Source organism: Amycolatopsis sp. NBC_01488 (assembly GCF_036227105.1).
Classification (GTDB): Bacteria; Actinomycetota; Actinomycetes; order Mycobacteriales; family Pseudonocardiaceae; genus Amycolatopsis.
Window position 1 is genome coordinate 8,984,547 of record NZ_CP109434.1, and the last position, 25,036, is coordinate 9,009,582.

Consider the following 25,036-nt stretch of genomic DNA (forward strand, 5'->3'; position numbering starts at 1 on the left):
CTTTACCGGCGGGCACCGACAGTTTCGGGCGGCCGCGCAAGCCTGATCGCAGCGCCCCCATGTGGCGCTGGGGGCCGGCCGGCCGCTCAGCTGCGGTTGGCGTCCTTCTTCTCGGGCTCCGAGGTCGAGCCGAGGCGGCCGGACGCCCACTCCGTCACGCGGCGGGCCACATCCTGCGCCGTCAGGCCGATGCGCCCCAGCACCTCGTCGCGGCTCCCGAGGTCGTGGAACGACTGCGGCACCGCCAGATCCCGCAGCGGGACGTCGCACTCCGCGTCCCGGAACATCGCCGCCAACGCCGAGCCGAAGCCGCCGTGGCGGCCGCTGTCCTCCACCGTCACCACCAGCTTGTGCTGCGCCGCCAGCGCCACCAGCTCCGCCGGGACCGGCAGGACCCAGCGCGGATCGACCACCGTCACGCCGATGCCCTGGTCGGCGAGCCGGTCGGCGGCCGCCAGGCCCAGGGTCGCGAACGGGCCCACCGTCACCAGCAGGACGTCCGCGCCCTCCTTCGGGCGGCGCAGCACGTCGACCGTGCCGAGCCGCTCGACCGCGGAGACGTCGGAACCGACCTTGCCCTTCGAGAAGCGCAGCGCCGTCGGGCCGTCGGACACCGCCACGGCTTCGCGCAGTTCCTCGCGCAGTGTCGCCGGGTCGCGGGGGGCGGCCACGCGCATGCCCGGCACCATGCCCAGCAGCGACAGGTCCCACATGCCGTGGTGGCTGGGGCCGTCCGGCCCGGTGATGCCGGCGCGGTCCAGCACCAGCGTCACCGGCTGGCGGTGCAGCGCGACGTCCATCAGCACCTGGTCGAACGCGCGGTTGAGGAACGTCGAGTAGATCGCGACGACCGGGTGCAGCCCGCCCATCGCGAGACCGGCCGCCGACGTCACGGCGTGCTGCTCGGCGATACCGACGTCGTACCAGCGGTCCGGGAACGCCTCGGCGAACTTGTCGAGGCCGGTCGAACGCAGCATCGCCGCGGTGATCGCGACGACGTCCTCGCGCTCGGCGCCGATCTTCGCCAGCTCGTCGCCGAACACGCCGGTCCAGCTCGGGCCCTTCACCGGCGGCAGGCCGGTCTCCGGGTCGATCGGGTCGGTCTGGTGCATCTGGTCGTGCTCGTGGTTGACCGCGGGCGCGTAGCCGTGGCCCTTCTCGGTCACCACGTGCACGATCACGGCGCCGCCGAACGCCTTCGCGCTCTGCAGGGCCTTCTCCAGCGCCACCTGGTCGTGGCCGTCGACCGGGCCGAGGTACTTCAGGCCGAGGTCGGAGAACATCGCCTGGGGGCTCAGCGCGTCCTTCAGCCCGGCCTTCGCGGCGTGCAGCGCGGCGTAGATCGGCCTGCCGACGACCGGGGTGTGCTTGAGGATCTCGCGGCCGCCGTCGAGCAGCCGCTCGTAGCCCGGCTGCAGGCGCAGCGCGGCGAGGTGGTCGGCCAGGCCGCCGATGGTCGGCGAGTACGAGCGGCCGTTGTCGTTGATGACGATGACGACCGGGCGCTCCCGGTGCGCGGCGATGTTGTTGAGCGCCTCCCAGCACATGCCGCCGGTGAGCGCGCCGTCACCGACGACGGCGACCGCGTGCCGCTCGCCGTCACCAAGGGCGAACGCCTTCGCCAGGCCGTCCACATAGGACAGTCCGGACGACGCGTGGCTGCTCTCCACCCAGTCGTGCTCACTCTCCGCGCGCGACGGGTAACCGGTGACGCCGCCGGTCTGGCGCAGCCGGTCGAACCCCGCCGCGCGGCCGGTGACGATCTTGTGCACGTAGGCCTGGTGCCCGACGTCCCAGACGATCGCGTCACGCGGCGAATCGAACACGCGGTGCAGCGCGAGGGTCAGCTCGACGACGCCGAGGTTCGGCCCCAGGTGCCCGCCGGCGCGGCGGACCTTGTCGACGAGGAAGTCCCGGATCTCCGCGGCCAGTTCGCCGAGGTCCTCGACACTCATGCGCTTCAGGTCCGCCGGTCCGTTCACGGACTCCAGCAACGTCACTCGTCTCCACCTCGCTCGTGTACGGGCACCCCATGTTCCGGCCAGTCTACGGAGGACGGCCACCCGCCTTCCGCCCGCCGCGTCCGGCGTCACAGGCGGAGCGCGATCACCCGTCATCTCGCGGGGTGAAGCTCGTCTCCCCGCGGTGCTGTGGCGGTCACGCGGCGTGGCCACGAGAATGGGGCGCATGGCGGACTTCTTCATCGGCGGCGAATGGGTGGACGCGCTCGGCGGCGGCCGGCGGGAGATCCGCTGCCCGGCCGACGGCTCCCTGGTCGCGACGGTCGCCGAGGGCACCGCGAAGGACACCGAGGCCGCCATCGCGGCGGCGCGCCGGGCGTTCGACACCGGCCCGTGGCCCGGCACGCCCGCGCACCTGCGCGGCGACCTGCTGCTGCGCACCGCGGACCTGCTGGACCGCGACGCGGAGGCGTTCGCCCGCGCCGAGTCGCTCGACACCGGCAAGCGCCTGGTCGAGAGCCGCTACGACATGGCCGACATCGCCGCCTGCCTGCGCTACTTCGGCAAGCTCGCGGCCCAGGACGCCGGGCGCGTCGTCGACACCGGCAACCCCGACGCGGTCAGCCGGATCGTGCACGAGCCGGTCGGCGTCTGCGGGCTGATCACGCCGTGGAACTACCCGCTGCTGCAGACCGTGTGGAAGATCGCGCCGGCGCTGGCCGCGGGCAACACGTTCGTGCTCAAGCCCAGCGAGCTGACACCGCACACGTCGATCCTGTTCCTGAAGCTGCTCACCGAGGCGGGCCTGCCCGCGGGCGTCGGGAACCTGGTGCTGGGCGCGGGCGCCGAGGTGGGCGCGCCGCTGTCGTCGCACCCGGACGTCGACCTCGTGTCGTTCACCGGCGGCCTGGCGACCGGCAAGGTGATCGCCGCCGCGGCCGCCGGGACGGTCAAGAAAGTGGCCCTGGAGCTGGGCGGCAAGAACCCGAACGTGGTCTTCGCCGACGCCGACTTCGAGACGGCGGTCGACTACGCGCTGACCGCGGTGTTCCTCCACTCCGGCCAGGTGTGCTCGGCGGGCGCGCGGCTGATCGTCCAGCGGGAGTGGCACGACGAGTTCGTCGACGAGCTGGTGCGCCGGGCCGAGCGGATCCGCCTGGGCGGGCCGTTCGACTCGCACGCCGAGACCGGGCCGCTGATCTCGGCGGCGCACCGGGCGAAGATCGAGGCGTACGTGGCGGCGGCGCTGGCCGAGGGCGCGGTGCTGCGCACCGGCGGCCGCCGTCCGGACGACCCGGCGCTGGCCGACGGTTGCTACTACCTGCCGACCATCCTCGACCAGGTGGAACAGGGGTCGTCGGCGGTCGTCGACGAGTCGTTCGGGCCGGTGCTGACGGTCGAGACGTTCACCGACGAGGACGACGCGGTCCGCATCGCCAACGACACCCACTACGGCCTGGCGGGAGCGGTGTTCACGCAAGACGCCGGGCGCGCGCAGCGGGTGGCCGGGCGGCTGCGGCACGGCACGATCTGGATCAACGACTTCCACCCGTACCTGCCCCAGGCCGAGTGGGGCGGCTACAAGCAGTCCGGGTTCGGGCGCGAGCTGGGGCCGACCGGGCTGGGCGAGTACACCGAGATCAAGCACATCTACCAGAACCTGCGGCCGGGCCCGCAGCACTGGTTCGCCGGCTGAGCCCTCCCACGATCGGGATCCACCGAACGGCCCAGCGCGGGAAATGTGATCGGAAAGGGAGTTTCCGGCGTTTTATGCTGCGTGCGTGACGCGAGCATGGCGGGTCCCCCGGGCGCTGGCGGCGGGGGTCGCCGGCGTCGGGGTGATCGCGGGCCTGACCCTGCGCACGGCGGACTACCCGGGGTTGCTGCCCCCGGGCACCCCGGACCCGGAGCTGGCCCTCGGCCTGCGCCTGATCTGCGCGGCGGCGGTGCTGGTGGCGGGCACGCTGGCGTACCTGACGTTCGCCCGCCGCCAGGACGAGCCACTGGCGATGGCGAGCCTCCCGGGGCTGGTGGTGACGGGCGTGATCCTCCGCCACCTGGTGGTGACGCTGCCAGGTGTGACGCGCATCCAGCCGGCCGCACGCGTGGCGCCGGGCGCGGGCGCGTGGGTGTTGCTGGTGTCGGGCATCGCGATGACGGCCACCGGCCTGGCGGCGGCGTTCGCGGTGCGCCGAGCCGACTGACGCCGAAGCCCCCAAGCGGCACCGACGAACTCAGGACAGCAGCGCCACGCACTCCACGTGGTGCGTCATCGGGAACGCGTCGAACGCACGGAGATCCGTCAACGCGTACCCGTGCGAAGCGAAGATCGCCACGTCGCGGGCCAGTGCCGCCGGGTCGCACGCCACGTACACGATCCGGTCGGGCTCCCCCGCCACGATCGACTCCGCCACCGGCTTGCCCGCGCCCTTGCGCGGCGGGTCCAGGACCACGACGTCCACCGGCTTCGCGGCCGACGTCAGCACGTGCTCGACGCGCCCGGCCTGCCACGACACCTGCGGGAGGTCGGCCAGGTTCTTCTCGCCGTCGGCGACCGCGCGCCGGCCCGACTCCACCGCGAGCACGCGGCCCGCCGGGCCGACCTGCGAAGCCAGCACCGACGCGAACAGCCCGACGCCGGCGTAGAGGTCCCAGGCCGTCCCGCCCTCGGGCGCCTCCGCCCACTCCGCCACGACCGCCGCCAGTGTCGTGGCCGCGGCCGGGTGGACCTGCCAGAAGCCGTGCGCGTCGAGGCGCCAGTCGCGGTCCGCCGCGTGCTGGACCGCCACCCCGCCCGCCAGCTGGCGCGCGCGGACCTTGCCTCGGACGGTCGACAGCTCGCGGACGTGGACACCGCCGTCGCCGTCGCTGGTGACCTCCAGCTCGCTGCCCGGCCGCCAGCGCCGCGCCAGGACGTCGTCCAGCGCGCCCGGCACCGCGATCGGGCACTTCTCCAGCGGCACCACCCGGTGGCTGTGGTGGGCCCGCAGGCCCGCGCGCCCGTCCTGGCCGGCGATCAGCCGGACCCGGCTGCGCCAGTCCAGCGGGCCGCCGTCCAGCGCTTCGACGACGACGTCCCGCTCGATCCCGGCCAGCCGCTGCAGCTGCTCCGCCACCACCGAGGCCTTCAACGAACGCTGGTACGCGGGGGAAGCGTGCTGCCAGTCGCAGCCGCCGCAGCCGCCGGGCACGGCCAGCGGGCACGGCGGCGGCACCCGGAATTCCGAGGCCGACAGCACTTCGATCGCGTCGCCGCGGCAGAACGAACCGCCGTTGTCCTCGGTGATCTCGACGCGGACCCGCTCGCCCGGCAGCGCGTGCCGGACGAACACGACGCGGCCGTCGGCGCGGGCGACGCAGTGGCCGCCGTGCGCGACCGCGCCGACCTCCACCTCGAGGATCCGGCCCTGCCAGCTGGTCATTCGGCGGGCTCCTTGGGTTTGGGCGTGACGATCGGCTTCCCGTTGGGCGAGAAGCCCCGGCGGACGTCGCCGGCCGCCGGCCGTTCGTTCCGGATCCGCGCGGCCGCCTTGGCCGACGACTCCAGCTGCCACGGCACGCTCGCCACGATCACGCCCGGCTGGAACAGCAGGCGGCCCTTGAGCCGCAGCGCGCTCTGGTTGTGCAGCACCTGCTCCCACCAGTGCCCGACGACGTACTCCGGGATGAACACCGTGACCACATTGCGCGGATTGTCCCCGCGCACGCGCTTCACGTAGTCCAGCACCGGCTTCGTGATCTCGCGGTAGGGCGACTCGACGACCTTCAGCGGCACCTTGAAGTTGTGCGCGTCCCACTCGGCGGTGAGCCGTCGCGTGTCCGCGTCGTCCACGTTGACCGTCACGGCTTCGAGGACGTCCGGGCGCATCGCCTTGGCGTAGGCCAGCGCGCGCAGCGTCGGCCGGTGCAGTTTGGACACCAGCACGATCGCGTGGTTGCGCGACGGCAGCACGGTCGGGGTGTCGCCGAGCTCCTTCAGCTCGTCGGCGACGCGGTCGTAGTGCCGCCGGATCGCCGTCATCAGCACGAAGATGGCCACCATCGCCGCGATCGCGATCCACGCGCCGAGCAGGAACTTGGTGATGAGCACGATCACCAGCACGACGCCGGTGCACGTGAGGCCGACCGCGTTGACGGTCTGGGAGCGCCGCATCCGCCGCCGCTTGGCGGGGTCGGTTTCCTTGGCCAGCAACCGGTTCCAGTGCCGGATCATGCCGGCCTGGCTCACCGTGAACGACACGAACACGCCCACGATGTACAGCTGGATGAGCCGGGTCACCTCGGCGTCGAACGCGATGATCAGCACCAGCGCGAACGCCGCCAGGAACAGGATCCCGTTGGAGAACGCCAGCCGGTCGCCGCGCGTGTGCAGCTGCCGCGGCAGGTAGCGGTCCTGCGCCAGGATCGAGCCCAGCACCGGGAAGCCGTTGAACGCGGTGTTCGCGGCCAGCAGCAGGATGATGCCGGTGGAGAACGAGATGTAGTAGAACGCCGGCGGGAAGTCGGCGAACACCGCGTGCGCGATCTGCGCGACGATCGTCTTCTGCTCGTAGCCGGCGGGCGCGCCGGCGAGCTGGCGCGCCGGGTCCTCGGCGAACTTGACGTCGGTGATCGAAGCCAGCGTGATGATGCCGACCAGCATCGTCACCGCGAGCAGGCCCATCATCAGCAGCGTGGTCGCCGCGTTCTTCGACTTGGGCTTCTGGAACGCCGGGACGCCGTTGCTGATCGCCTCGACCCCGGTCAGCGCCGCCGCGCCGGAGGAGAACGCCCGCAGCACCAGGAACCCGTACGCCACGCCGGCGAAGGTCCCTTCGGCGTTCAGCGTGAACCCGGCGCTCTCGGCCTTCATCTCGGTGCCGGTCGCCGCCTGGAGCAGGCCCCACGCGACCATGACCAGGATGCCCAGGATGAACCCGTATGTCGGGATCGCGAAGGCCTTCCCCGACTCCCGGATACCGCGCAGGTTCAACGAAGTCAGCACGACCACGATGACGACCGAGGCCAGTACCTTGTGCTGCGCCACCCACGGCACCGCGGACCCGATGTTGGCCACACCGGACGAAGTGGACACCGCGACCGTCAGCACGTAGTCGACGAGCAGCGCGCTCGCCACGGTCAGCCCGAACTTGCCGCCCAGGTTGGTGGTGGCGACCTCGTAGTCGCCGCCGCCGCTCGGGTAGGCGTGCACGTTCTGCCGGTAGGACGCGACGACGACGAGCATGACGACGGCGACCATGATGCCGATCCACGGCGCGAGCGCGTACGCGGACAGCCCGGCGACGCTGAGCGTCAGGAAGATCTCTTCGGGCGCGTACGCCACGCTCGAGAGCGCGTCGGACGCGAAGATCGGCAGCGCGATGCGCTTGGGCAGCAGCGTGTGGGACAGCCGGTCACTGCGGAACGGACGTCCGAGGACCAGGCGTTTCAGCACGGTCGGAAACTTCGACACCACGAAAGCCTAACCGTAGGGGGCACGGTAGGTTCGGCCCTGGCATGTCGGGGGTACGACGGACGGGTAAACCGCCAAGGAGGAGGCAGGGCGTGCACGTGGTGATCATGGGGTGCGGCCGGGTAGGCGCGTCCCTGGCCGCTGCGCTGGAGCGGCTCGGCCACGAGGTGGCCGTCATCGACAAGAGCCAGCAGGCGTTCCGCAGGCTGGGCAGCGACTTCCACGGCCAGCAGGTCGTCGGGGTCGGGTTCGACCGCAAGGTGCTGATCGAAGCGGGCATCGAGCGGGCGGGCGCGTTCGCCGCGGTGTCCAGCGGCGACAACTCGAACATCATCTCCGCGCGGGTCGCCCGCGAGAACTTCGGCATCGAGCACGTCGTCGCGCGGATCTACGACCACAAGCGCGCGGCCGTCTACGAGCGGCTGGGCATCCCGACGGTGGCGACCGTCCCGTGGACCACCGACCGGTTCCTGCGGACGCTCCTGCCGGACGGCGTCGCGTCCGCCTGGCGAGACCCGTCGGGCAACGTCGCGCTGCTGCAGCTGCCGCTGCACGAGGGCTGGGTCGGGCACTCCGTCCGGTCGCTCCAGGAGGCCTCCGGCGCGCGGGTGGCGTTCATCATGCGCTTCGGCACCCCGGTGCTGCCCGACGGCAAGACGATGGTGCAGGACGGCGACGACGTGTGGGTCGCCGCGCGCTCCGGCACCGTCAGCGACGTGACCAGTGTGGCCAACCGCGAGCCGGAGGACGAAGCATGAGGGTCGCGATCGCCGGGGCGGGCGCGGTGGGTCGCTCGATCGCCAACGAGCTGATCGACGGCAGGCACCAGGTGATGCTCATCGAGCGGGAGGCCGACCAGTTCGAGCCGCACACCGTGGAGCAGGCCGACTGGGTGCTCGGCGACGCCTGCGAGGTGTCGATCCTGGAGGAGTCCGGGATCGAGCAGTGCGACGTCGTGATCGCCGCGACCGGCGACGACAAGGCGAACCTCGTCGTGTCCCTGCTGGCGAAGACCGAGTTCGCGGTCCGGCGCGTGGTGGCGCGGGTGAACAACCCGGCCAACGAGTGGCTGTTCAACGACGCCTGGGGCGTCGACGTCGCCGTGTCGACCCCACGGATGCTCGCGGCGATGGTCGAGGAGGCGGTCAGCGTCGGCGACCTGGTGCGGCTGATGACGTTCCGGCAGAGCAACGCCAACCTCGTCGAGCTGACGCTGCCGGCGGAGACGCCGCTGGCCGGCAAGCCGGTGAGCGAGCTGTCGCTGCCCCGCGACGCGGCCCTGGTGACGATCCTGCGCGGCGACCGCGTGATCATCCCCCAGCCGGAAGACCCGCTGGAGCCGGGCGACGAGCTGCTGTTCGTGGCGACGTCCGACGTCGAACCGGAGATCCGGACGGCGCTGGGCTACTGAGTGCACGAAGAAGGCCTCCGGCTCGCGTCGGGGGCCTTCTTCGTGGTCCGAAACTGTCGGTGCTCTCCGGTAGCGTGGAAAACGGGGGCGCCCCCACGCGCGCGGGTTGTCAGGCTTCGGGGGGTTGTCAGCCTTCGGGGGCTTCGGCGTACTTCGCGCGCAGCCGGGCCTCGACCTCGGCGTCGGTCTCCGGCTTGGGCTCGGTCTCCTCGAGCGCCTTCAGCCGCTTGTCCGACCGGCGCACCGCCCAGACCACCACCAGCAGGCCCAGCGCGTACAGCGGGTACCCCATCGCGATCTTCGCGAAGGCCAGCCAGCCGGTGTAGTCCTCCTGGTAGAGCCACCGCTGGACGACGAACCGGGCCGCGAACACCAGCGCCAGGGCCAGCGTCGCGACGTCGTAGCCGTAGCGGGACGGCTTGTCCTTGCGCCACGCCTGGCCGGTGCCGTTCAGCACGTTCCAGACGACGCCCGCGATCGGCCAGCGCACGACCACCGACAGCACGAAGATGCCGCAGTAGACCAGGCTCGCGTAGATCCCGAAGAGGAAGAACCCCTTCGCGGACCCGGTGCGGTAGGCGATGAACGCCGCGATCGCGACGCCGAAGAACCCGGAGATCGCCGGCTGCAGGGGCTCCTTGCGGACCACCCGCAGCACGGTGATCGCCACCGCGCTGCCCACCGAGGTCCAGATGGCGGCGGTCAGGCCGAAGAACGCGTTCGCCAGGACGAAGACGATCACCGGCACCGACGAGTAGATCAGGCCGGACACGCCGCCCATCTGCTCGAGCAGGGTCGGCTGCGGTTCTTCTTCCGCGTCGGTCTTCTTATCGCTCGGGGCGGGTTCAGTCACGATGGGTGATCAACTCACTGGGCTCTGGAGCTCGTAATAGGGGTTGTACAGCACCTTCTGGCCGTCACGCTCGGCCATCCGGCCGCGCACCTTGATCGTCCGGCCAGGCTCGATGCCCGGGATCCGGCGGCGGCCGAGCCAGATTAGCGTCACGCCCTGTGTCCCGTCGAACAGCTCCGCCTCCAGCGTGGCGGCCTCGTTCGTCGGGCAGAGCTCCACGCTGCGGAGTCTCCCCATCACGGTGACCTCTTCGCCGGACCGGCAGTCGCAGGCCCGCTGCGCGCCCTCGGCGCCGGACCTCATGGACATCTCGTCGGCGTCGAGCTCGTCGACGTCGCTGGTCAGCTTGCGTACCAACCGGCTGAAGTAGCCGCCGTCTTTGGCGGACATAGGTGCTCCTGTGCTCCGGGGCCCCCGACTGGTGCTTGCGGCCCGAACGATTCCAGCGTACTGCGGTCTCCGCCAGGGAAACCCCTTTGCGCAAAGATCGCAACGTGACGTCCGCAATCAGAGTTCCCGTCGCGGTGCTGCTGCCCGGCACCGGCTCGGACGAGGTGTTCGTCCGGGCGGTCTTCGCCGGCCCCCTGCGCGCCCTCGGTGTCCCGCTCATCGCGCCACCGCCGCCGGACGGCGCGGCACTGGCGGACGGCTACCTCGCGACCCTCGACGCGCTCGCGGGCGAACACGGCGAACTGCTCGTAGGCGGCATTTCGTTCGGCGCCCACCTCGCCGCGGAGTGGGCCGTGGCCAATCCGGGCCGTTGCGGGGGCCTGCTGGCCGCGCTCCCGGCCTGGAACGGCGTCCCGGGCTCGGCACCCGCGTCGCTGGCCGCGACGCTGTCCGCCGATCTGGTGGCCAGCTCCGGGGTGGACGCGGCGCTGGCGCAGACGGCGGGCAGCCCGGGCTGGCTGCGGGCCGAGCTCGACCGGGCGTGGCGCCGCCACGGCGACGGCCTGGCCGACGGGCTGCGGGTCGCGGCGAGCCGTCCCTCCCCCACCCTCGAGGAGCTGACGGCGCTCGACGTCCCGGCCGGGATCGGCACGTGCGCCGACGACCCGATCCACCCGACGAAAGTCGCGTCGGAGTGGGCTCGCGCACTCCCCCGCGCGGCGCTCGTTGAGACGACGCTCACCGCACTGGGCGCCGACCGCGAATCCCTCGGCCGGGCGACCGTCCTGGCCTTCCTGCGGGCCCTCGAAACGCCATGAGGGGCACCTTCATGGCCGGGAAAGCCATGAAGGTGCCCCTCATGGGACGTGCTCAGCCCTGCTGCTGGGCCGCGATGTGCTCGGCGACCGCCTCGGGCAGCGTGATGGTGAGCGGGGTCCGGACCGGCATCGGCGCGTCGCCGCGGTCGACGATCGTGCGCCGCACGATCCCGCGCAGCACCTCGACCGCGCCCGCGGCCTCCGACTGCGGGCCGGCGATGACGCCGCGCAGCATCCAGCGGGGCCGGTCGACGCCGACGAAGCGCAGGGCGACGTCGCCGACGATGGCCGAGATCTCCAGGCCCCACACGCCGCGGCCGATGTTGACCTTCGCGCCGTCGGCCCGCAGCTGCTCGGCCAGCTCGGTGCTCACCTCGCGCCAGAGGCCGCCCGAGCGCGGCGCGGCGTAGGCGCTGACCGTGATCTGCCCCTGCTCGGTGACGACGTGCACGGCGCGCACGCCCCCGGTCTCGGGGTCCATCTCGACCTGGACCTGGGATCCGTCGGGCACCGGCACCTTCACCGAGCCGAGGTCGATCCGCGGGACGCCGTCGTCCTCGAAGTCCGCGACGTCGAACGGCCCGTCGGAGACGTCCGACAGCTCGTCGGCCTCGTCGTCGTACGCGTCGTCCTCGATCGTGTCGTCGGCCTCGGGCGCGGCGTGCCTGCCGGCGGACTCGCCCTCGGTCCGCCGCTTGCGTCCGAAAATCCCCACTACTTCTCCGTTCCTTCCCCCGCGCCGGCGCTCGCGCCGGACACCTGTGCTCCCAGTGTGGCGTGTCCACCCGTCGAGCCGTAGCCTCCGTCGCCCCGCTCGGTCGTGTCGAGCTCGGCGACCTCGACGAACTCGGCGTGCTCGACCCGCTGCACGACCAGCTGGGCGATGCGGTCGCCGCGCGTGAGCTGCACCGGGTGCACCGGGTCGTGGTTGATCAGGCAGACCTTGATCTCCCCGCGGTAGCCCGCGTCGATCGTGCCCGGCGTGTTCACCACCGAGAGGCCGACCCGGGCGGCCAGGCCCGACCGCGGGTGGACGAACCCCGCGTACCCGGGCGGGAGTGCGATCGCGACGCCGGTGCCGACGACGCCGCGTTCCCCGGGTTTCAGCACGATATCCGAGGTGGTGACGAGATCGGCGCCCGCGTCGCCCGGCCGGGCGTAGGCGGGCGGCGGGACATCCGGGTCGAGCCGGGAGAGGAGTACCTGAACGCTGGACACGGGCGGCGAGATTACTCTCTACCCGTGGGTGAATCTGCGAAGACGGCCGCGAGTGCCGCGGTCCGGCACTCCGAACGGCTCTACGTGCCGTGGTGGGGCTGGCCGCTGCCGGTGCTGGGCGCGATCCTGCTGGCCGCCGAGGTCGACATGGGCTACCCGGGCGTCCGGGCGTGGCTGCCGTACGTGATCGCGCTGCCGGTCGTCGTCGGGCTGATGCTGTCGCTCGGCCGGTCCAAGGTCCGCGTCACCGGCGGCGCCGAACCGGAGCTGTGGGTGGGCGACGCGCACCTGCCGCTGCGCTACGTCGGCGAGGTCGAGATCTTCGACAAGGAGGCCAAGCGCAAGGCGCTGGGCCGCGACGGCGATCCCGCGGCGTACGTGCTGCACCGCGGCTGGGTCGGCCCGGCCGTGCGGATCACGCTCACCGACCCGGCCGACCCGACGCCGTACTGGCTGTTCAGCACCCGGCACCCGCAGCGGCTCGCCGAGCTGGTCAAGGGCGCCTGACCCCGGCTCCGCCCCTCAAGACGCGGGAAGGGGGCCGGCCTGCCGGCCGGCCCCCTTGTCCCCAGCGCGCTTCGAGCCTCCCCCAAGGTCTCCCTCGAGGCTCTCCGTCGCGTCTGTTCGTCCCCTTGAGGCTTATTCTGGTTAGGCCGCCGCGCCCCGCCCTCGCACTGTTGCTCGCCGCAGAAGTGCTGTGGCGGCCGACGGCTGAATAAGCCTCACCGAACCCCTGTCCGAGATCCCGCGCGTGTCAGGCGCAGTCGCGGCAGATCAGGCGTCCGCCGCTCTCCTCGGCCAGGCGGCTGCGGTGGTGCACCAGGAAGCACACGGAGCAGGTGAACTCGTCCGCCTGCTTCGGCACCACCTTCACGGTCATGTCCTCACCGGAAAGCCCGGAGAGGTCGGCACCCGGCAGCTCGAAGTTCTCGGCGGTCGCGTCCTCGTCGACGTCGACGACGCCGGACTGGTTCTCGTTCCGCCGGGCCTTGAGCTCCTCCAACGAGTCTTCGGCCAGCTCGTCGGCTTCGCTGCGGCGCGGAGCGTCGTAGTCGGTAGCCATGTGTCCCTCACCCCTGCGATCAGCTTGCGTAGTCGTTTACCCGGACCCCCGGGTGCGCCCGTGAGTCCGCCGTGCCGCTGGTCAACGTTCCAGGGCCCTCGTTTGTGCCCGACGGCCGAAGTGACCGAGGTCTCTTCTTTTCGCGCCTCTTCCTGCGGCCGGAGCCCGGGAAGGGTAGCTCACGCCCGCGACGGTTCTGCACCGAGTCAGACATTGCCGGGGATTCGTCACCCGACAGGGGGAACCCGCAGGTAAGACGCGTTGTCGTCCATTCGGGTTGCCCGCGGGTGGAGAACTTCACGGGCGGCCCGTGTCCGCTTGCCCCGGCCGACCCCGGCGTGGTGCGATCGCCGCACGGGGATCGGTCGCGGGCGGGGTCCCGCGACGACGGGCGGGGCACGGGAAACCGGGCCCCCGGCACGGTGGGCGCGGGCCGCAGCGCCTAGGCTCATCGGCCACGACGGTGCCGGGTTCGCACCGGCCGGGTTCGGTGTTCGGGAAGGGACGGGCAGGTGGCGTCGGGGAACGGCATCGGGGACCGTGGGGCGCGGCCGTATCGCAAGCACAAGCCGCTGCCGGCGCTGATCGTCATCGGCGTGCTCGCGCTCGGCGCGATCATCGTCTGGATCAACGCGGCCGTCGGCAAGGGCGACGTCGACGAGGCCGTGAAGTGCGACCCGGCCGCGAGCCCGCCGCCGGGCGTCACGTTCAGCACCCTCCCCCACAACGCCCTCGACGACCGCGCGCCGGTGCCGCCGGACAAGGTCGCCGTCAAGGTCCTCAACGCCTCCAGCACCCGCGGCCAGGGCGGCATCGCCACCACCGCGCTGAAGGAGCTGGGCTTCACCGGCGCCGCCGAGCCGGCCAACGACCCCGCCTACCAGGGCCGCGTGGCCAAGTGCCGCGGCCAGATCCGCTTCGGCGAGAACGGCGTCACCGCGGCCCGGACGCTCAGCCTCGTGGTGCCGTGCGCCGAGCTGGTCCAGGACAACCGCAAGGACGCGAGCGTCGACCTGGTCACCGGCACCCTCTTCGGGGACCTGCAGCCCCTCCCGGAGGCCCGCCGGATCCTCACCCAGCTCGCCGACTGGTCCAAGACCCACCAGGGCGGCGGCTCGAACGAGCAGTCCGCGGGCGCGAAAGCCCCGGTCATCGACCAGACCCTGCTGGCCTCCGCCCGCGACGTCGCCTGCTGACCCACCCCGCCAGACACGCGTGATGCCCCGCCGGACACACGCGATGCCCCGCCAATCACGCGTGAAGCCCCTCCGGACACGCGCGATGCCCCGTCAGACGTCCGCCGCGCCGCAGTCGGCCAGGACCTTCCGCAGCGGGCCGGCGATCGACGGCGCCGCCGCGTACGTCGCGTCCGCGCCCAGCTCCGGCGCCGAACCCGGCAGGTGCACCTCCGCGCCCGCCTCCGCCGCGATCAGCGCCCCCGCCGCCCAGTCCCAGCGGTGCAGCCCGTGCTCCACGTACGCGTCGAGCCAGCCCGCCGCCACCGCGCACAGGTCCAGCGACGCCGCTCCGTTGCGCCGGATGTCCCGGACGCGCCCCAGCAGCTCCGCCGCGAAGCGCGACTGCCGCGCCCGCCGCTCCGCCGAGTACGCGAAACCGGTCCCGACCAGCGTCAGCTCCAGCCGCGCGGGTGCCGACACCGCCAGCCGGCGGCCGTCCAGGAACGCCCCCTGCCCGCGCGCGGCCGACCAGACGCGGCCACTGGCGGGTTCCACCACCGCGCCGGCCACCGACTCGCCGCCGACCTGCGCGGCGACCGAGACCCCGAACCACGGCAGCCCGTAGAGGAAGTTGACCGTCCCGTCGATCGGGTCGACGACCCAGGTCACGCCGTCGCCGGCCGTGCCGCCGCCCTCCTCGCCCAGCACGGGCTCCCCCGGCCGCAGGGCAGCCAGCCGATCCCGCACCAGCCGCTCCGACTCGTGGTCCACCGCGGTCACCACGTCGGTGTCCGCCGACTTGGTGTCCACGGCCACCGAGCGCCCCCGCGCCATCCCCTCCCAGGCCTCGCGGACCAGCTCGGCGGCGTCCGTCGCGACCTGCACCGCGACGCTTTTCAGCAACGACTCGTCAACTCCCACGTCCGACATGTCACCACATCCGGTTAAAGTCTCCGAGGCAGGCTTCTGAATCGTGCGAGAAGGGACCACGTCCGTGGTGGAGGCGACCCGCCGAGGTTTCGGCATCGACATCGGCGGCAGCGGGATCAAGGGCGCCTTGGTCGACCTGGACAAGGGGCAGCTCATCGGCGACCGGATCCGGATCGAGACGCCGAAGCCGTCCACCCCCTCGGCGGTGGCGGACGTCGTGCACGACGTCGTGACGCAGGCGGCCTGGGACGGCCCGGTCGGCGTGACGCTCCCGGCGGTCGTCAAGAAGGGCGTCGCGCACACCGCGGCCAACATCGACAAGCAGTGGATCGGCACCGACGCCGACGCCCTCTTCGCCAAGCGCCTCGGCCGCGGCGTCGACCAGATCGCGATGCTCAACGACGCCGACGCGGCGGGCATGGCGGAGATCCGCTTCGGCGACCCCGTCGCGCGCAAGGGCGTCACCGCGCTGCTCACCTTCGGCACCGGCATCGGCAGCGCGGTGTTCCAGGACGGCAAGCTCGTCCCGAACACCGAGTTCGGCCACCTGGAGATCGACGGCCACGACGCGGAGAAGCGCGCGGCCGCCTCGGTGAAGGACAACGAGGGCCTCTCCTACCCCGAATGGGCCAAGCGCGTGCACCGTTATCTGACCGTGCTCGAAAACCTGATCTGGCCCGACCTGTTCATCGTCGGCGGCGGGGTCAGCAAGAAGGCCGAGAAATGGGTGCCGCTGCTGGACATCCGCACTCCGGTACTGGTGGCCACGCTGCAGAACAACGCCGGGATCGTGGGTGCCGCGGCCGCCGCCAGCGAGGGCATCCAGCACTAGTCGCGGGGCCGATCCCGGCGCCGGGACGGGCCGGAGGGTGATCGCTTCGCGACGCATGCGCGTACCGTCGTTACAATGGAACACGGCCCACGGCTGCGGAGGCGAAAACCGCAGGCCGAGGCGTGATCCCCGAATGTGAGGCAGCAGTGGCACGCGTGCCGTTGCTCGTCATGATCGACCGCTGCGAAAGGGCGTAAGTGGCAGCCGCAAGAACCGCAACCCGAGGCGGGACGAAGACCGCGACCGCAGCCGGCGAGCCGGCCGAAGAGGCAGCCACCGGGACGGCGAAGCCGGCGGCCCGCAAGACCACCACGGCCAAGAAGGCTCCGGCGAAGAAGGCTCCGGCCAAGAAGCCGGCGACCAAGGGCGCGAAGACCGAAGACGGCGAGCCGGACGGCCCCGTCGAGATCGACGAAGCCGAGCTCGACACGCCCGACCTGTCGGACCTGGAAGAGGTCGAGGTCGACGTCGTCGACGAGACGGTCACCGACGAGCCGGACGCCGACTCGGCCGACGACGACGATGACGACGACGAGTCGGACGAGGAGACCCCGGCGCAGCGCCGCCGGGGCGCTGCCGCCGACAAGGCGGCCGCCGCCAAGAGCTCCGACAACCCGGACTTCGTCTGGGACGAGGAGGAGTCGGAGGCCCTGCGCCAGGCGCGCAAGGACGCCGAGCTCACCGCGTCGGCCGACTCCGTGCGTGCCTACCTCAAGCAGATCGGCAAGGTCGCGCTGCTGAACGCGGAGGAGGAGGTGGAGCTGGCCAAGCGCATCGAGGCCGGGCTCTACGCCGCCGAGCGCGTGCGCACCGCCGAGGAAGAGGGCGAGAAGCTCGTCACCCAGATGCGCCGCGATCTCAAGTGGATCGTGCGCGACGGCGAGCGCGCCAAGAACCACCTGCTGGAGGCGAACCTCCGGCTCGTGGTGTCGCTGGCCAAGCGCTACACCGGCCGCGGCATGGCGTTCCTGGACCTGATCCAGGAGGGCAACCTCGGCCTGATCCGCGCGGTGGAGAAGTTCGACTACACCAAGGGCTACAAGTTCTCGACGTACGCCACGTGGTGGATCCGCCAGGCGATCACCCGCGCGATGGCCGACCAGGCCCGCACCATCCGCATCCCGGTGCACATGGTCGAGGTCATCAACAAGCTCGGCCGCATACAGCGTGAGCTGCTCCAGGACCTCGGCCGCGAGCCGACCCCGGAAGAGCTGGCCAAGGAGATGGACATCTCCCCGGAGAAGGTCCTCGAGATCCAGCAGTACGCGCGCGAGCCGATCTCGCTCGACCAGACGATCGGCGACGAGGGCGACTCGCAGCTCGGTGACTTCATCGAAGACTCCGAAGCGGTCGTCGCGGTGGACGCGGTGTCGTTCACGCTGCTGCAGGACCAGCTCCAGTCGGTGCTGCAGACGCTGTCCGAGCGCGAGGCGGGCGTGGTCCGGCTGCGCTTCGGCCTCACGGACGGCCAGCCGCGCACGCTCGACGAGATCGGCCAGGTGTACGGGGTGACCCGCGAGCGCATCCGGCAGATCGAGTCGAAGACGATGTCGAAGCTGCGCCACCCGTCGCGGTCCCAGGTCCTGCGGGACTACCTGGACTGAGTCGTACCCACGGAAGAACCCCGTCACCTCGGTGGCGGGGTTCTTCCGCGTTCAGGCCCGGCCGGTCAGCGTCGTCCACGGGACGTGGACCACCACGCGCTCCCGGAGCTGCTCGTTAAGCAACCACAGCTCCCCCGTCGCCGGCCAGTACGACAGGTTCTGGCTGTTCACCGGTGCCTGCCCGGCCAGCCTCGACGTCGAGACGCCGCCCACTCCGCCGTGCAGGCACGACGGGTGGTCGCCCGCCACTCCGGCGTACTCCGGGCAGACGCCCGTCAGCACGAAGTAACCGTTGCGCGACACCGCGCCCTGCACGCCCCACACCGGGGACGAGAACCCCTCGGAAGCGTGCACCAAGCCGTCCGCCGACGTCTTCAAGCGGCCGGCGACCGCGTCGAACGGCCAGCGCAGGACGCGGCCGCCCGCCTCGGCCGCGTGCTCGGCCGTCACGAACGTGGAATCGGTGTGGTCGAAGGAAAGCGTCGACAGGCACGGGCGCGCGCCGGTCGCCGTCGTGCACGTGCCGCCGCCCGGGTACCAGTACGCGCCGATCTGCGGCATCGCGTAGTCGTAGTACGCCGCGTGGTACTTGCCGTCGGTGCCGAGGCCGACCGTCGCGGAGCTGTCGTCGACCTTCCAGAAGTGCGTCGTGTCGAAGACCCGGATCAGGCCGCCCGTGGTCGCGACGTAGAGCAGGTTCCCCGACCACGTCATGCCGTGGCCGTGCCCGGAGACGACCGCGAAATCGGTGTCCGACGTCGGTTCCACGAGCAGGACGTGCCGGTAGCCGAGCCCATTGACGTCCACAAAGGACAGCCGGACCATGGTGTCGCCGGGCGTGTGCCACGACGTCGCGACGACGCGCTTGCCCCCGACCGTCCCGGTCGCCGGGTCCGCGTCACCCGAACCGGTCAGACCCTGGGGGATCCAGTCGTTGGCCTGGTCGTCGTTCGCGTCCTCCCAGCAGAAGCCGGCGGGCTTCAGCGCGGCCGCGAGGTACGTGCCGTGGCAGAGCGGCCGGGCCGTGCGGTTGGCGTCACCGAGGACCGCCGACAGCCCGCGCGGCGGGAGCTTCTCGTCGAGCGCGGCGATCCGGCTGCCGTAGGTGGCGAAGGAGCCGCCCGGCGTGAGCGTGTAGCTGTCGACGGTCGCTGCGTCGAGGCGGGGGAAGTTCGCGGCGGCCTGGGCCGTCGTCGTCAGGCCGAGCAGCAGCAGCGCCACGAGGCCGAGTACCGGTCGCATGCCGAGAGCGTGCCCGGCGCGCGTACACGGGCCGTACAACTCAGGGCACGGCCAGGCCGCACTCCCGCAGCGACTCCTCGACGCGCAGGCGTTCGATCTCGCGGTCCATGCCCTCGGGCAGCTCGGCGAGCCGGTGCGAGACGCCGACCTGGCGGCACGCCTGGGTGAGCAGCTCGTCGTACGCCTGGCGCGTGCCCAGCCGCCGCGCGGCCGGGGTGCCGGACGGGTAGCCGGCCAGCAGCCGGTGCACCCGCCGCAGGTCCGCGGCGACGCGCTCGATCGGCGGCCCTTGGGGCTGCGGCTTCGCGCGCCTCTCGAGAAGCCGTCGGACCAGCTTGGGGACGCGCAGCGCGCACCAGAACAGCACCGTGGGAGCGATGCAGACCACGGCGAAGAGGATCAGGTTCGCGAGGACGCCGCCGGCGCCGGCCATGCACCGATGGTAAGCCCGCGACACGCCTCCGGCGGACCCATTTTCGGACGGCAGGCGTGCTCGAAGACGCGACTCGCGTGATCAGAGCCGGAACTCGCGTGATTGGGCGCGTAACTCGCGTGATTGGCGGGGCATCTCGCGTGATCAGGAGGGCATCACCCGTGATTGGGCGGGCATCAGCGCGATGCCTGCCCAATCACGGGTGATGCCTCTCGGGACACGGGTGATGCCTGTTTCGTCACGGGACGTCGGGGGGCTCCGGGGTTTCTTCGATCAGCCAGAGGACTCCGGCCGGGGGGAGCTGGAGGACGGCCGAGGCCGGCTGGCCGTGCCACGCGTCCTCCGTCGCCTCCACCGCGCCCAGGTTGCCGACGCCCGAACCGCCGTAGGCCTCCGCGTCCGTGTTGACCACCTCGCGCCAGCGGCCCGCGGCGGGCAGGCCGACGCGGTAGTCGTGGTGCGGGACGCCCGCGAAGTTCGCGACGCAGGCCAGCCGCGAGCCGTCGGTGCCGATGCGCAGGAAGCTCAGCACGTTGCCGCTCGAGTCGTTGGCGTCGATCCAGCGGAAGCCGTCCGGCGAGGTGTCCTGGCTGAACAGCGCCGGGCAGCTCCGGTACACCGAGTTCAGCGACCGCAGCAGGTCGTGGACGCCGCGGTGCAGCGGCTCGTCCAGCAGGTGCCAGTCCAGCGACCGCTGCTCCGACCACTCCGCCGGCTGGCCGAACTCGCCGCCCATGAACAGCAGCTGCTTGCCCGGGTGCGCCCACATGAACGCCAGCAGCGAGCGCAGCCCGGCCGCCTTGTTCCACGCGTCGCCCGGCATGCGGCCCCACAGGGATCCCTTGCCGTGCACCACTTCGTCGTGCGAAAGCGGCAGCACGAAGTTCTCGCTCCACGCGTACACGAGCGAGAACGTCATCTCGTTGTGGTGGTACGCGCGGTGAATCGGCTCGTGGGACAGGTACCGGAGCGTGTCGTGCATCCAGCCCATGTTCCACTTGAAGCCGAAGCCGAGGCCGCCCAGGTGCGTCGGGCGCGTGACGCCCGGCCAGGCCGTCGACTCCTCGGCGACCATCACGATCCCCGGGTGTCGCTTGTAGACGGTCGCGTTCAGCTCCTGCAGGAACTTCACCGCGTCCAGGTTCTCGCGACCGCCGTACTGGTTCGGCAGCCACTCCCCTTCCTTGCGGGAGTAGTCGAGGTAGAGCATCGAGGCGACGGCGTCGACGCGCAGGCCGTCGAGGTGGAACTCCTCGATCCAGTACAGCGCGTTGGCGACCAGGAAGTTGCGGACCTCGTTGCGGCCGAAGTCGAACACGAGCGTGCCCCAGTCGGGCTGCTCGCCGCGGCGCGGGTCCGCGTGCTCGTACAGCGCGGTGCCGTCGAACTTGGCCAGCGCCCAGCTGTCCTTGGGGAAGTGCGCGGGCACCCAGTCGACGAGCACGCCGATCCCGCGCTGGTGCAGGCGGTCGACGAAGTAGCGGAAGTCGTCGGGCGAGCCGAAGCGGGACGTCGGCGCGTAGTACGACGTCACCTGGTAGCCCCACGAGCCGCCGAACGGGTGCTCAGACACCGGCAGCAGCTCGACGTGCGTGAAGCCGGTCTCGACCGCGTAGTCGCCGAGCTGGTCGGCCAGCTCGCGATAATCCAGCCCGGGCCGCCACGAGCCGAGGTGGACCTCGTAGACGCTCATCGGCGCCGCGGCCCACTGGGTCGCTTCGCGGGTCGCCACCCACTCGTCGTCTTCCCACACGTGGGAAGACGTGGTGACGACCGAGGCCGTCGCGGGCGGCTGCTCGGTCCCGAACGCCATCGGGTCGGCCTTCTCGTGCCAGTTCCCGTCGGCACCGAGGATCCGGAACTTGTAGCACGTCCCGGCGCCGACGCCGGGCACGAACAGCTCCCAGATCCCCGACGAGCCGAGCGAGCGCATGGCGTGCCCGCGGCCGTCCCAGCCGTTGAAGTCGCCGATCACGCGGATGCCGCGGGCGTTCGGCGCCCAGACCGCGAAGGACGTCCCTTCGACGACGCCGCCCGGCGTCTCGTAGCTGCGGACGTGCGCGCCGAGCGCCTCCCAGAGCCGCTCGTGCCGGCCTTCGCCGATCAGGTGCAGGTCCAGCTCGCCGACCGTGGGCAGCCAGCGGTACGGGTCGTCGGCGGTGACGGAGTGCCCGTCGTAGTCGATCTCCAGCCGGTAGTCGCCCGGGTGCTCCGGCACCGCGACGGCGAACAGGGCGTCGATGACCGGCTCCATCGGGTGCCGGTCCTCCCCGGTGACCAGGGCGACGGCCTTGGCGCCGGGCAGCAGCGCCCGCGCCGCGAAGCCCTTGCCCACCGCGTGCACGCCCAGCACCGAGTGCGGGTCGTGGTGCGAGCCGGCGAGCAGCCGGTCGATGTCCGCGGCCGGCGGGGCCGCGGCCGGAAGGCCTTCCGGAACCGCGTTCACGGCGTCATCCCTCTCCGTCGGTGATCCGGGCGATCGAGGCGAGCGGCACGCCCAGCCAGTCCGGCCGGTTCGCGTGCTCGTAGCTCACCTCGTAGACCGCCTTGTCCAGTTCGAAGGCGCGCAGCAGCTCGCCCTGGTCGCGCGGGTCCGCCGCCACCGTGGCGTAGCCCTCGCAGAACGCCGCCCGGTTGCGCTCCGACCACTCTTGGGCGCGCTCCGCCAGCGCCGGGTCGTCCGGCTGGCCGACCAGCATCTGCTGGGCCGCGTAGTCGAACGACCTCAGCATGCCCGCCACGTCGCGCAACGGCGACCGCAGCGCGTGCCGTTCCTCCACCGGCGCGGCCGGCTCGCCCTCGAAGTCGATCAGCAGCCAGCCGGTGACGGTCCGCAGCACCTGGCCGAGGTGCAGGTCGCCGTGGATGTACTGCATGGTCACGGCGTCGACGGGCATCGTCCGCAGCGTCTCGAACGCCGCCCGCAGCGCCGGGGCGTACGCGGCCAGCTCCGGCACCCGGCCGGCGACGGTGTCGAGCCGGTCGAGCATCGCCTTCATCGACCGTTCCAGCTCGTCGGCGTCGACCGGCTCGGTGCCGAGGGCCTCGGCCAGGTCCGCGTGCACCTCGGCGACCGCGCGCCCGAGCCGCTCGGCCTCGCCCGCGAAGTCGCCGCCGACCTCCTCGGCGTGCAGCTCCGGCGCGGCCATCAGGTCGCGGACGCTGGTGGTGGCCATCGCCCAGCCGTCGACGGCGTCCGCGACGAACTGCTGGAGCATGCCGACCGTGGTCGGCTCGCCGTCGAGGTCGCCGGTGATCGAGCCGAGCACCTGCGCGATGTGCTTGCTGCCGACGCCCTGCAGCGCGCGGTGCAGCAGCAGGTCCTTGTTCTTGCCCGGGGTCAGCTTCCGGAACAGCTTGAGGATGTACTGGCCGCCGTAGACCAGGGACGTGTTGCTCTGTTCCGAGGTGATCGGCCGCGCCCGCAGACCGGTGTCCAGCTCGACGCCGGGCTCGTGCTCGAAGACGAGCGAGCCCACGCGGCCCTCCCGCGCCATCAGGTCCAGCAGCACGCCGGTGACGTCGAGGTCGCCGGACGCCTCGTAGGCGTTGAGGTCGCCGACCGCGCCGATCCAGCTGGTGGACGCGATCTCGGGCGGGTGCGTCCGCCGGCCCACGAGCAGCTGGTAGGGCTCGCGCCGATCGTCCTGGGCGACCTCGACGACCACGTGCAGCAGCTGCGGGTCGCCTTCGACCAGCTCGGTCACCCCGAGCGGCCGGACACCGGTCACCGGCCGGTCCTTGCCGGCGAACCAGCGCTGCTCGGGCAGCCAGCGCTTCAGGTCGCCGGTCAGTTCGTCGACCAGCTCACGCGGGTCGGACAAGGGACTCACCTCGCTTCGCCTTCGTCTCCCGGGCTCGTCAGCTGGAACCAGTAGAAGCCGTGCCCCGGCAGCGTCAGCAGGTACGACAGGTCCCCGATGCTGGGGAACCGCACGCCACCGGTGAGCTCCACCGGCGTGCACCCGCGGTGCGCGGACAGATCCAGCTCCACCGGCTGCGGGAACCGGGAGAGGTTGTTCACGCAGAGCACGACGTCTTCGCCGCCGTCCGGACGACGCCACTGGCGCTTGTAGGCCAGCACGCTCGGGTTGGACCCGCCGAGGTCGACGAACTCGCCTTCGGCGAAGGCGTGGTGCTGCTTGCGCACCTCGATCATCCGCCGGGTCCAGTTGAGCAGCGAGGCGTCGTTGTTCGACTGTGCCTCGACGTTCAGGCCCTGGTAGCCGTAGACCGGGTCCATGATCACCGGCAGGTAGATCCGGCCCGGGTCGCAGGAGGAGAACCCGGCGTTGCGGTCCGGGGTCCACTGCATGGGGGTGCGCACCGCGTCGCGGTCGCCGAGCCAGATGTTGTCTCCCATGCCGATCTCGTCACCGTAGTACAGAACGGGCGAGCCCGGCAGGGACAGCAGCATCGCCGTGAACAGCTCCTGCTGGTTGCGGTCGTTGTCCAGCAGCGGAGCCAGCCGCCGGCGGATGCCGATGTTGGCCTTCATCCGCGGGTCCTTGGCGTACTCCGTGTACATGTAGTCGCGCTCTTCGTCGGTGACCATCTCGAGGGTCAGCTCGTCGTGGTTGCGCAGGAAGATGCCCCACTGGGTGCCGCTGGGGATCTGCGGGGTCTGGGCGAGGATCTCCGAGATCGGGAACCGCGATTCGCGGCGCACGGCCATGAAGATCCGCGGCATCAGCGGGAAGTGGAACGCCATGTGGCACTCGTCGCCGCCGACCGCCGGGTCGCCGAAGTACTCGACGACGTCTGACGGCCACTGGTTCGCTTCGGCGAGCAGGATCCGGCCCGGGTACTCGTCGTCGACGACCTTGCGGCAGCGCTTGAGGAACTCGTGCGTGCGCGGCAGGTTCTCGCAGTTGGTGCCCTCCTGCTCGAACAGGTACGGCACGGCGTCGAGGCGGAACCCGTCGATGCCCAGGTCGAGCCAGAAGCGCAGGGTGTCGATCATCGCGTTCTGGACGTCGGGGTTCTCGAAGTTCAGGTCGGGCTGGTGGGAGAAGAACCGGTGCCAGTAGAACTGGCCGCGCACCGGGTCGTAGGTCCAGTTCGACGTCTCGGTGTCGACGAAGATGATCCGCGCGTCGGCGTAGCGGGAGTCGTCGTCGCTCCACACGTAGTAGTCGCCGTACGGGCCGTCCGGGTCGCTGCGGGACTGCTGGAACCACGGGTGCGCGTCCGAGGTGTGGTTGAGCACCAGGTCGGTGATCACCCGGATGCCCCGCCGGTGCGCCTCGTTCAGGAGGAACACGAAGTCTTCGACGCTGCCGAACTCCGGCAGCACCGCGCGGAAGTCGCTGATGTCGTAGCCACCGTCGCGCAACGGCGACGCGTAGAAGGGCGGCAGCCAGAGGCAGTCGATGCCGAGCCAGGCCAGGTAGTCCAGCCGGCCGGCCAGGCCGCGCAGGTCGCCGGTGCCGTCGCCGTTCGAGTCGGCGAACGCGCGCACCAGCACCTCGTAGAACACCGCGCCCTTGAACCACTCCGGGTTGCTCGGCGCCTGCTGCGCCGAGCGGAAGTCGCCGGCCTGGGGCTCCACGAGCATGCCGTCGGCGGTCATCGCCTCACCGGTGTGCGGCACCCCGTCCAGCCCGAGTGCCGCGTCGGGGCGGGCCTCCTCCGCCATGTCTTCCACCTCA

General features: G+C 71.7%; 23 protein-coding genes. 9 read left to right on the plus strand and 14 right to left on the minus strand.

Features of this window, described 5'->3' with window-relative positions:
- Positions 1-86: 86 nt before the first annotated feature.
- Positions 87-2,000, minus strand: a complete 1,914-nt coding sequence (gene dxs / locus OG738_RS42190; protein WP_329049521.1) for a 1-deoxy-D-xylulose-5-phosphate synthase — start codon at positions 1,998-2,000, stop codon at positions 87-89.
- Between the two features lie 187 nt (positions 2,001-2,187).
- Here dxs and OG738_RS42195 point away from each other — a divergent pair, with 187 nt between their 5' ends.
- On the plus strand, positions 2,188-3,657 hold the full coding sequence (locus OG738_RS42195; RefSeq protein WP_329049523.1) for an aldehyde dehydrogenase family protein: 1,470 nt from the start codon (positions 2,188-2,190) through the stop codon (positions 3,655-3,657).
- Between the two features lie 85 nt (positions 3,658-3,742).
- Positions 3,743-4,165, plus strand: coding sequence for a hypothetical protein (locus OG738_RS42200; RefSeq protein ID WP_329049524.1), 423 nt, complete (start codon positions 3,743-3,745; stop codon positions 4,163-4,165).
- A gap of 30 nt (positions 4,166-4,195) precedes the next feature.
- Here the strand turns inward: OG738_RS42200 and OG738_RS42205 are convergent, their stop codons facing one another.
- Both OG738_RS42205 and OG738_RS42210 read right to left on the minus strand, forming a co-directional pair.
- Positions 4,196-5,383 (minus strand): class I SAM-dependent RNA methyltransferase, encoded by a 1,188-nt coding sequence (locus OG738_RS42205; RefSeq protein WP_329049526.1) that lies wholly within the window; start codon positions 5,381-5,383, stop codon positions 4,196-4,198.
- Positions 5,380-7,413 (minus strand): APC family permease, encoded by a 2,034-nt coding sequence (locus tag OG738_RS42210; RefSeq protein ID WP_329049527.1) that lies wholly within the window; start codon positions 7,411-7,413, stop codon positions 5,380-5,382. The genes OG738_RS42205 and OG738_RS42210 overlap by 4 nt, the downstream gene beginning before the upstream one ends.
- Positions 7,414-7,505: 92 nt before the next feature.
- Here OG738_RS42210 and OG738_RS42215 point away from each other — a divergent pair, with 92 nt between their 5' ends.
- Positions 7,506-8,171, plus strand: coding sequence for a potassium channel family protein (locus tag OG738_RS42215; protein ID WP_442875848.1), 666 nt, complete (start codon positions 7,506-7,508; stop codon positions 8,169-8,171).
- Positions 8,168-8,824, plus strand: coding sequence for a potassium channel family protein (locus OG738_RS42220; RefSeq protein ID WP_329049529.1), 657 nt, complete (start codon positions 8,168-8,170; stop codon positions 8,822-8,824). Before OG738_RS42215 ends, OG738_RS42220 begins: the two co-directional genes overlap by 4 nt.
- A gap of 127 nt (positions 8,825-8,951) precedes the next feature.
- On the opposite strand, the gene OG738_RS42225 is transcribed toward OG738_RS42220, so the two are convergent.
- Positions 8,952-9,677, minus strand: a complete 726-nt coding sequence (locus OG738_RS42225; RefSeq protein WP_329049530.1) for a DUF3159 domain-containing protein — start codon at positions 9,675-9,677, stop codon at positions 8,952-8,954.
- Positions 9,678-9,686: 9 nt separating this feature from the next.
- Positions 9,687-10,067, minus strand: coding sequence for an OB-fold nucleic acid binding domain-containing protein (locus OG738_RS42230; RefSeq protein WP_072480405.1), 381 nt, complete (start codon positions 10,065-10,067; stop codon positions 9,687-9,689).
- Between the two features lie 134 nt (positions 10,068-10,201).
- Here OG738_RS42230 and OG738_RS42235 point away from each other — a divergent pair, with 134 nt between their 5' ends.
- Entirely contained in the window at positions 10,202-10,885 is a 684-nt protein-coding gene (locus OG738_RS42235) for an alpha/beta fold hydrolase (protein ID WP_329057030.1), read from the plus strand.
- Positions 10,886-10,937: 52 nt separating this feature from the next.
- Here OG738_RS42235 and OG738_RS42240 read toward each other — a convergent pair whose 3' ends face one another.
- Both OG738_RS42240 and dut read right to left on the minus strand, forming a co-directional pair.
- Positions 10,938-11,600 (minus strand): DUF3710 domain-containing protein, encoded by a 663-nt coding sequence (locus tag OG738_RS42240; RefSeq protein WP_329049531.1) that lies wholly within the window; start codon positions 11,598-11,600, stop codon positions 10,938-10,940.
- The gene (gene dut / locus OG738_RS42245) at positions 11,600-12,103 is read right to left on the minus strand and encodes a dUTP diphosphatase (RefSeq protein WP_329049532.1); all 504 of its coding nucleotides are present in this window, start codon (positions 12,101-12,103) and stop codon (positions 11,600-11,602) included. The genes OG738_RS42240 and dut overlap by 1 nt, the downstream gene beginning before the upstream one ends.
- 24 nt (positions 12,104-12,127) lie before the next feature.
- On the opposite strand from dut, the gene OG738_RS42250 reads away from it, so the two are divergent.
- On the plus strand, positions 12,128-12,610 hold the full coding sequence (locus OG738_RS42250) for a DUF3093 domain-containing protein (protein ID WP_329049534.1): 483 nt from the start codon (positions 12,128-12,130) through the stop codon (positions 12,608-12,610).
- A 247-nt stretch (positions 12,611-12,857) separates the two neighbouring features.
- On the opposite strand, the gene OG738_RS42255 is transcribed toward OG738_RS42250, so the two are convergent.
- Positions 12,858-13,166 (minus strand): DUF4193 domain-containing protein, encoded by a 309-nt coding sequence (locus OG738_RS42255; protein WP_086676737.1) that lies wholly within the window; start codon positions 13,164-13,166, stop codon positions 12,858-12,860.
- Between the two features lie 512 nt (positions 13,167-13,678).
- Here OG738_RS42255 and cei point away from each other — a divergent pair.
- On the plus strand, positions 13,679-14,362 hold the full coding sequence (gene cei, locus OG738_RS42260; protein WP_329049535.1) for an envelope integrity protein Cei: 684 nt from the start codon (positions 13,679-13,681) through the stop codon (positions 14,360-14,362).
- Positions 14,363-14,455: 93 nt separating this feature from the next.
- On the opposite strand, the gene OG738_RS42265 is transcribed toward cei, so the two are convergent.
- Positions 14,456-15,274 (minus strand): inositol monophosphatase family protein, encoded by an 819-nt coding sequence (locus OG738_RS42265; RefSeq protein ID WP_329049537.1) that lies wholly within the window; start codon positions 15,272-15,274, stop codon positions 14,456-14,458.
- A gap of 64 nt (positions 15,275-15,338) precedes the next feature.
- Between OG738_RS42265 and ppgK the strand changes: the two genes are divergently transcribed.
- A complete protein-coding gene (ppgK, locus tag OG738_RS42270; RefSeq protein WP_442875973.1) occupies positions 15,339-16,106 on the plus strand; it encodes a polyphosphate--glucose phosphotransferase in 768 nt (255 codons plus the stop codon).
- 197 nt (positions 16,107-16,303) lie between these two features.
- Positions 16,304-17,710 (plus strand): RNA polymerase sigma factor, encoded by a 1,407-nt coding sequence (locus OG738_RS42275; RefSeq protein WP_329049539.1) that lies wholly within the window; start codon positions 16,304-16,306, stop codon positions 17,708-17,710.
- Between the two features lie 51 nt (positions 17,711-17,761).
- Here OG738_RS42275 and OG738_RS42280 read toward each other — a convergent pair whose 3' ends face one another.
- The 5 genes from OG738_RS42280 to treS all read right to left on the minus strand — a co-directional run bounded on the left by OG738_RS42280 (position 17,762) and on the right by treS (position 25,023).
- On the minus strand, positions 17,762-18,952 hold the full coding sequence (locus OG738_RS42280) for a hypothetical protein (protein WP_329049541.1): 1,191 nt from the start codon (positions 18,950-18,952) through the stop codon (positions 17,762-17,764).
- A 40-nt stretch (positions 18,953-18,992) separates the two neighbouring features.
- On the minus strand, positions 18,993-19,385 hold the full coding sequence (locus OG738_RS42285; RefSeq protein WP_329049542.1) for a hypothetical protein: 393 nt from the start codon (positions 19,383-19,385) through the stop codon (positions 18,993-18,995).
- A 238-nt stretch (positions 19,386-19,623) separates the two neighbouring features.
- Complete coding sequence (gene glgB / locus OG738_RS42290) at positions 19,624-21,831, minus strand: 1,4-alpha-glucan branching protein GlgB (RefSeq protein ID WP_329049543.1); 2,208 nt, start codon at positions 21,829-21,831, stop codon at positions 19,624-19,626.
- 4 nt (positions 21,832-21,835) lie between these two features.
- Positions 21,836-23,209 carry a maltokinase N-terminal cap-like domain-containing protein gene (locus OG738_RS42295; RefSeq protein ID WP_329049544.1) on the minus strand — a complete coding sequence of 458 codons (1,374 nt, stop codon included), beginning with the start codon at positions 23,207-23,209 and terminating at the stop codon, positions 21,836-21,838.
- A gap of 5 nt (positions 23,210-23,214) precedes the next feature.
- A complete protein-coding gene (gene treS, locus OG738_RS42300) occupies positions 23,215-25,023 on the minus strand; it encodes a maltose alpha-D-glucosyltransferase (protein WP_329049545.1) in 1,809 nt (602 codons plus the stop codon).
- Positions 25,024-25,036 lie beyond the last annotated feature (13 nt).

What these genes read in the sequence shown, in the direction of transcription:
- OG738_RS42195 (WP_329049523.1), top strand. Translation starts at nt 2,188, where the DNA reads ATGGCGGACTTCTTCATCGGCGGCGAATGGGTGGACGCGCTCGGCGGC.
- OG738_RS42205 (WP_329049526.1), bottom strand. Translation starts at nt 5,383, where the DNA reads ATGACCAGCTGGCAGGGCCGGATCCTCGAGGTGGAGGTCGGCGCGGTC.
- OG738_RS42220 (WP_329049529.1), top strand. Translation starts at nt 8,168, where the DNA reads ATGAGGGTCGCGATCGCCGGGGCGGGCGCGGTGGGTCGCTCGATCGCC.
- OG738_RS42230 (WP_072480405.1), bottom strand. Translation starts at nt 10,067, where the DNA reads ATGTCCGCCAAAGACGGCGGCTACTTCAGCCGGTTGGTACGCAAGCTG.
- OG738_RS42255 (WP_086676737.1), bottom strand. Translation starts at nt 13,166, where the DNA reads ATGGCTACCGACTACGACGCTCCGCGCCGCAGCGAAGCCGACGAGCTG.
- OG738_RS42265 (WP_329049537.1), bottom strand. Translation starts at nt 15,274, where the DNA reads ATGTCGGACGTGGGAGTTGACGAGTCGTTGCTGAAAAGCGTCGCGGTG.
- OG738_RS42280 (WP_329049541.1), bottom strand. Translation starts at nt 18,952, where the DNA reads ATGCGACCGGTACTCGGCCTCGTGGCGCTGCTGCTGCTCGGCCTGACG.
- OG738_RS42285 (WP_329049542.1), bottom strand. Translation starts at nt 19,385, where the DNA reads ATGGCCGGCGCCGGCGGCGTCCTCGCGAACCTGATCCTCTTCGCCGTG.
- treS (WP_329049545.1), bottom strand. Translation starts at nt 25,023, where the DNA reads ATGGCGGAGGAGGCCCGCCCCGACGCGGCACTCGGGCTGGACGGGGTG.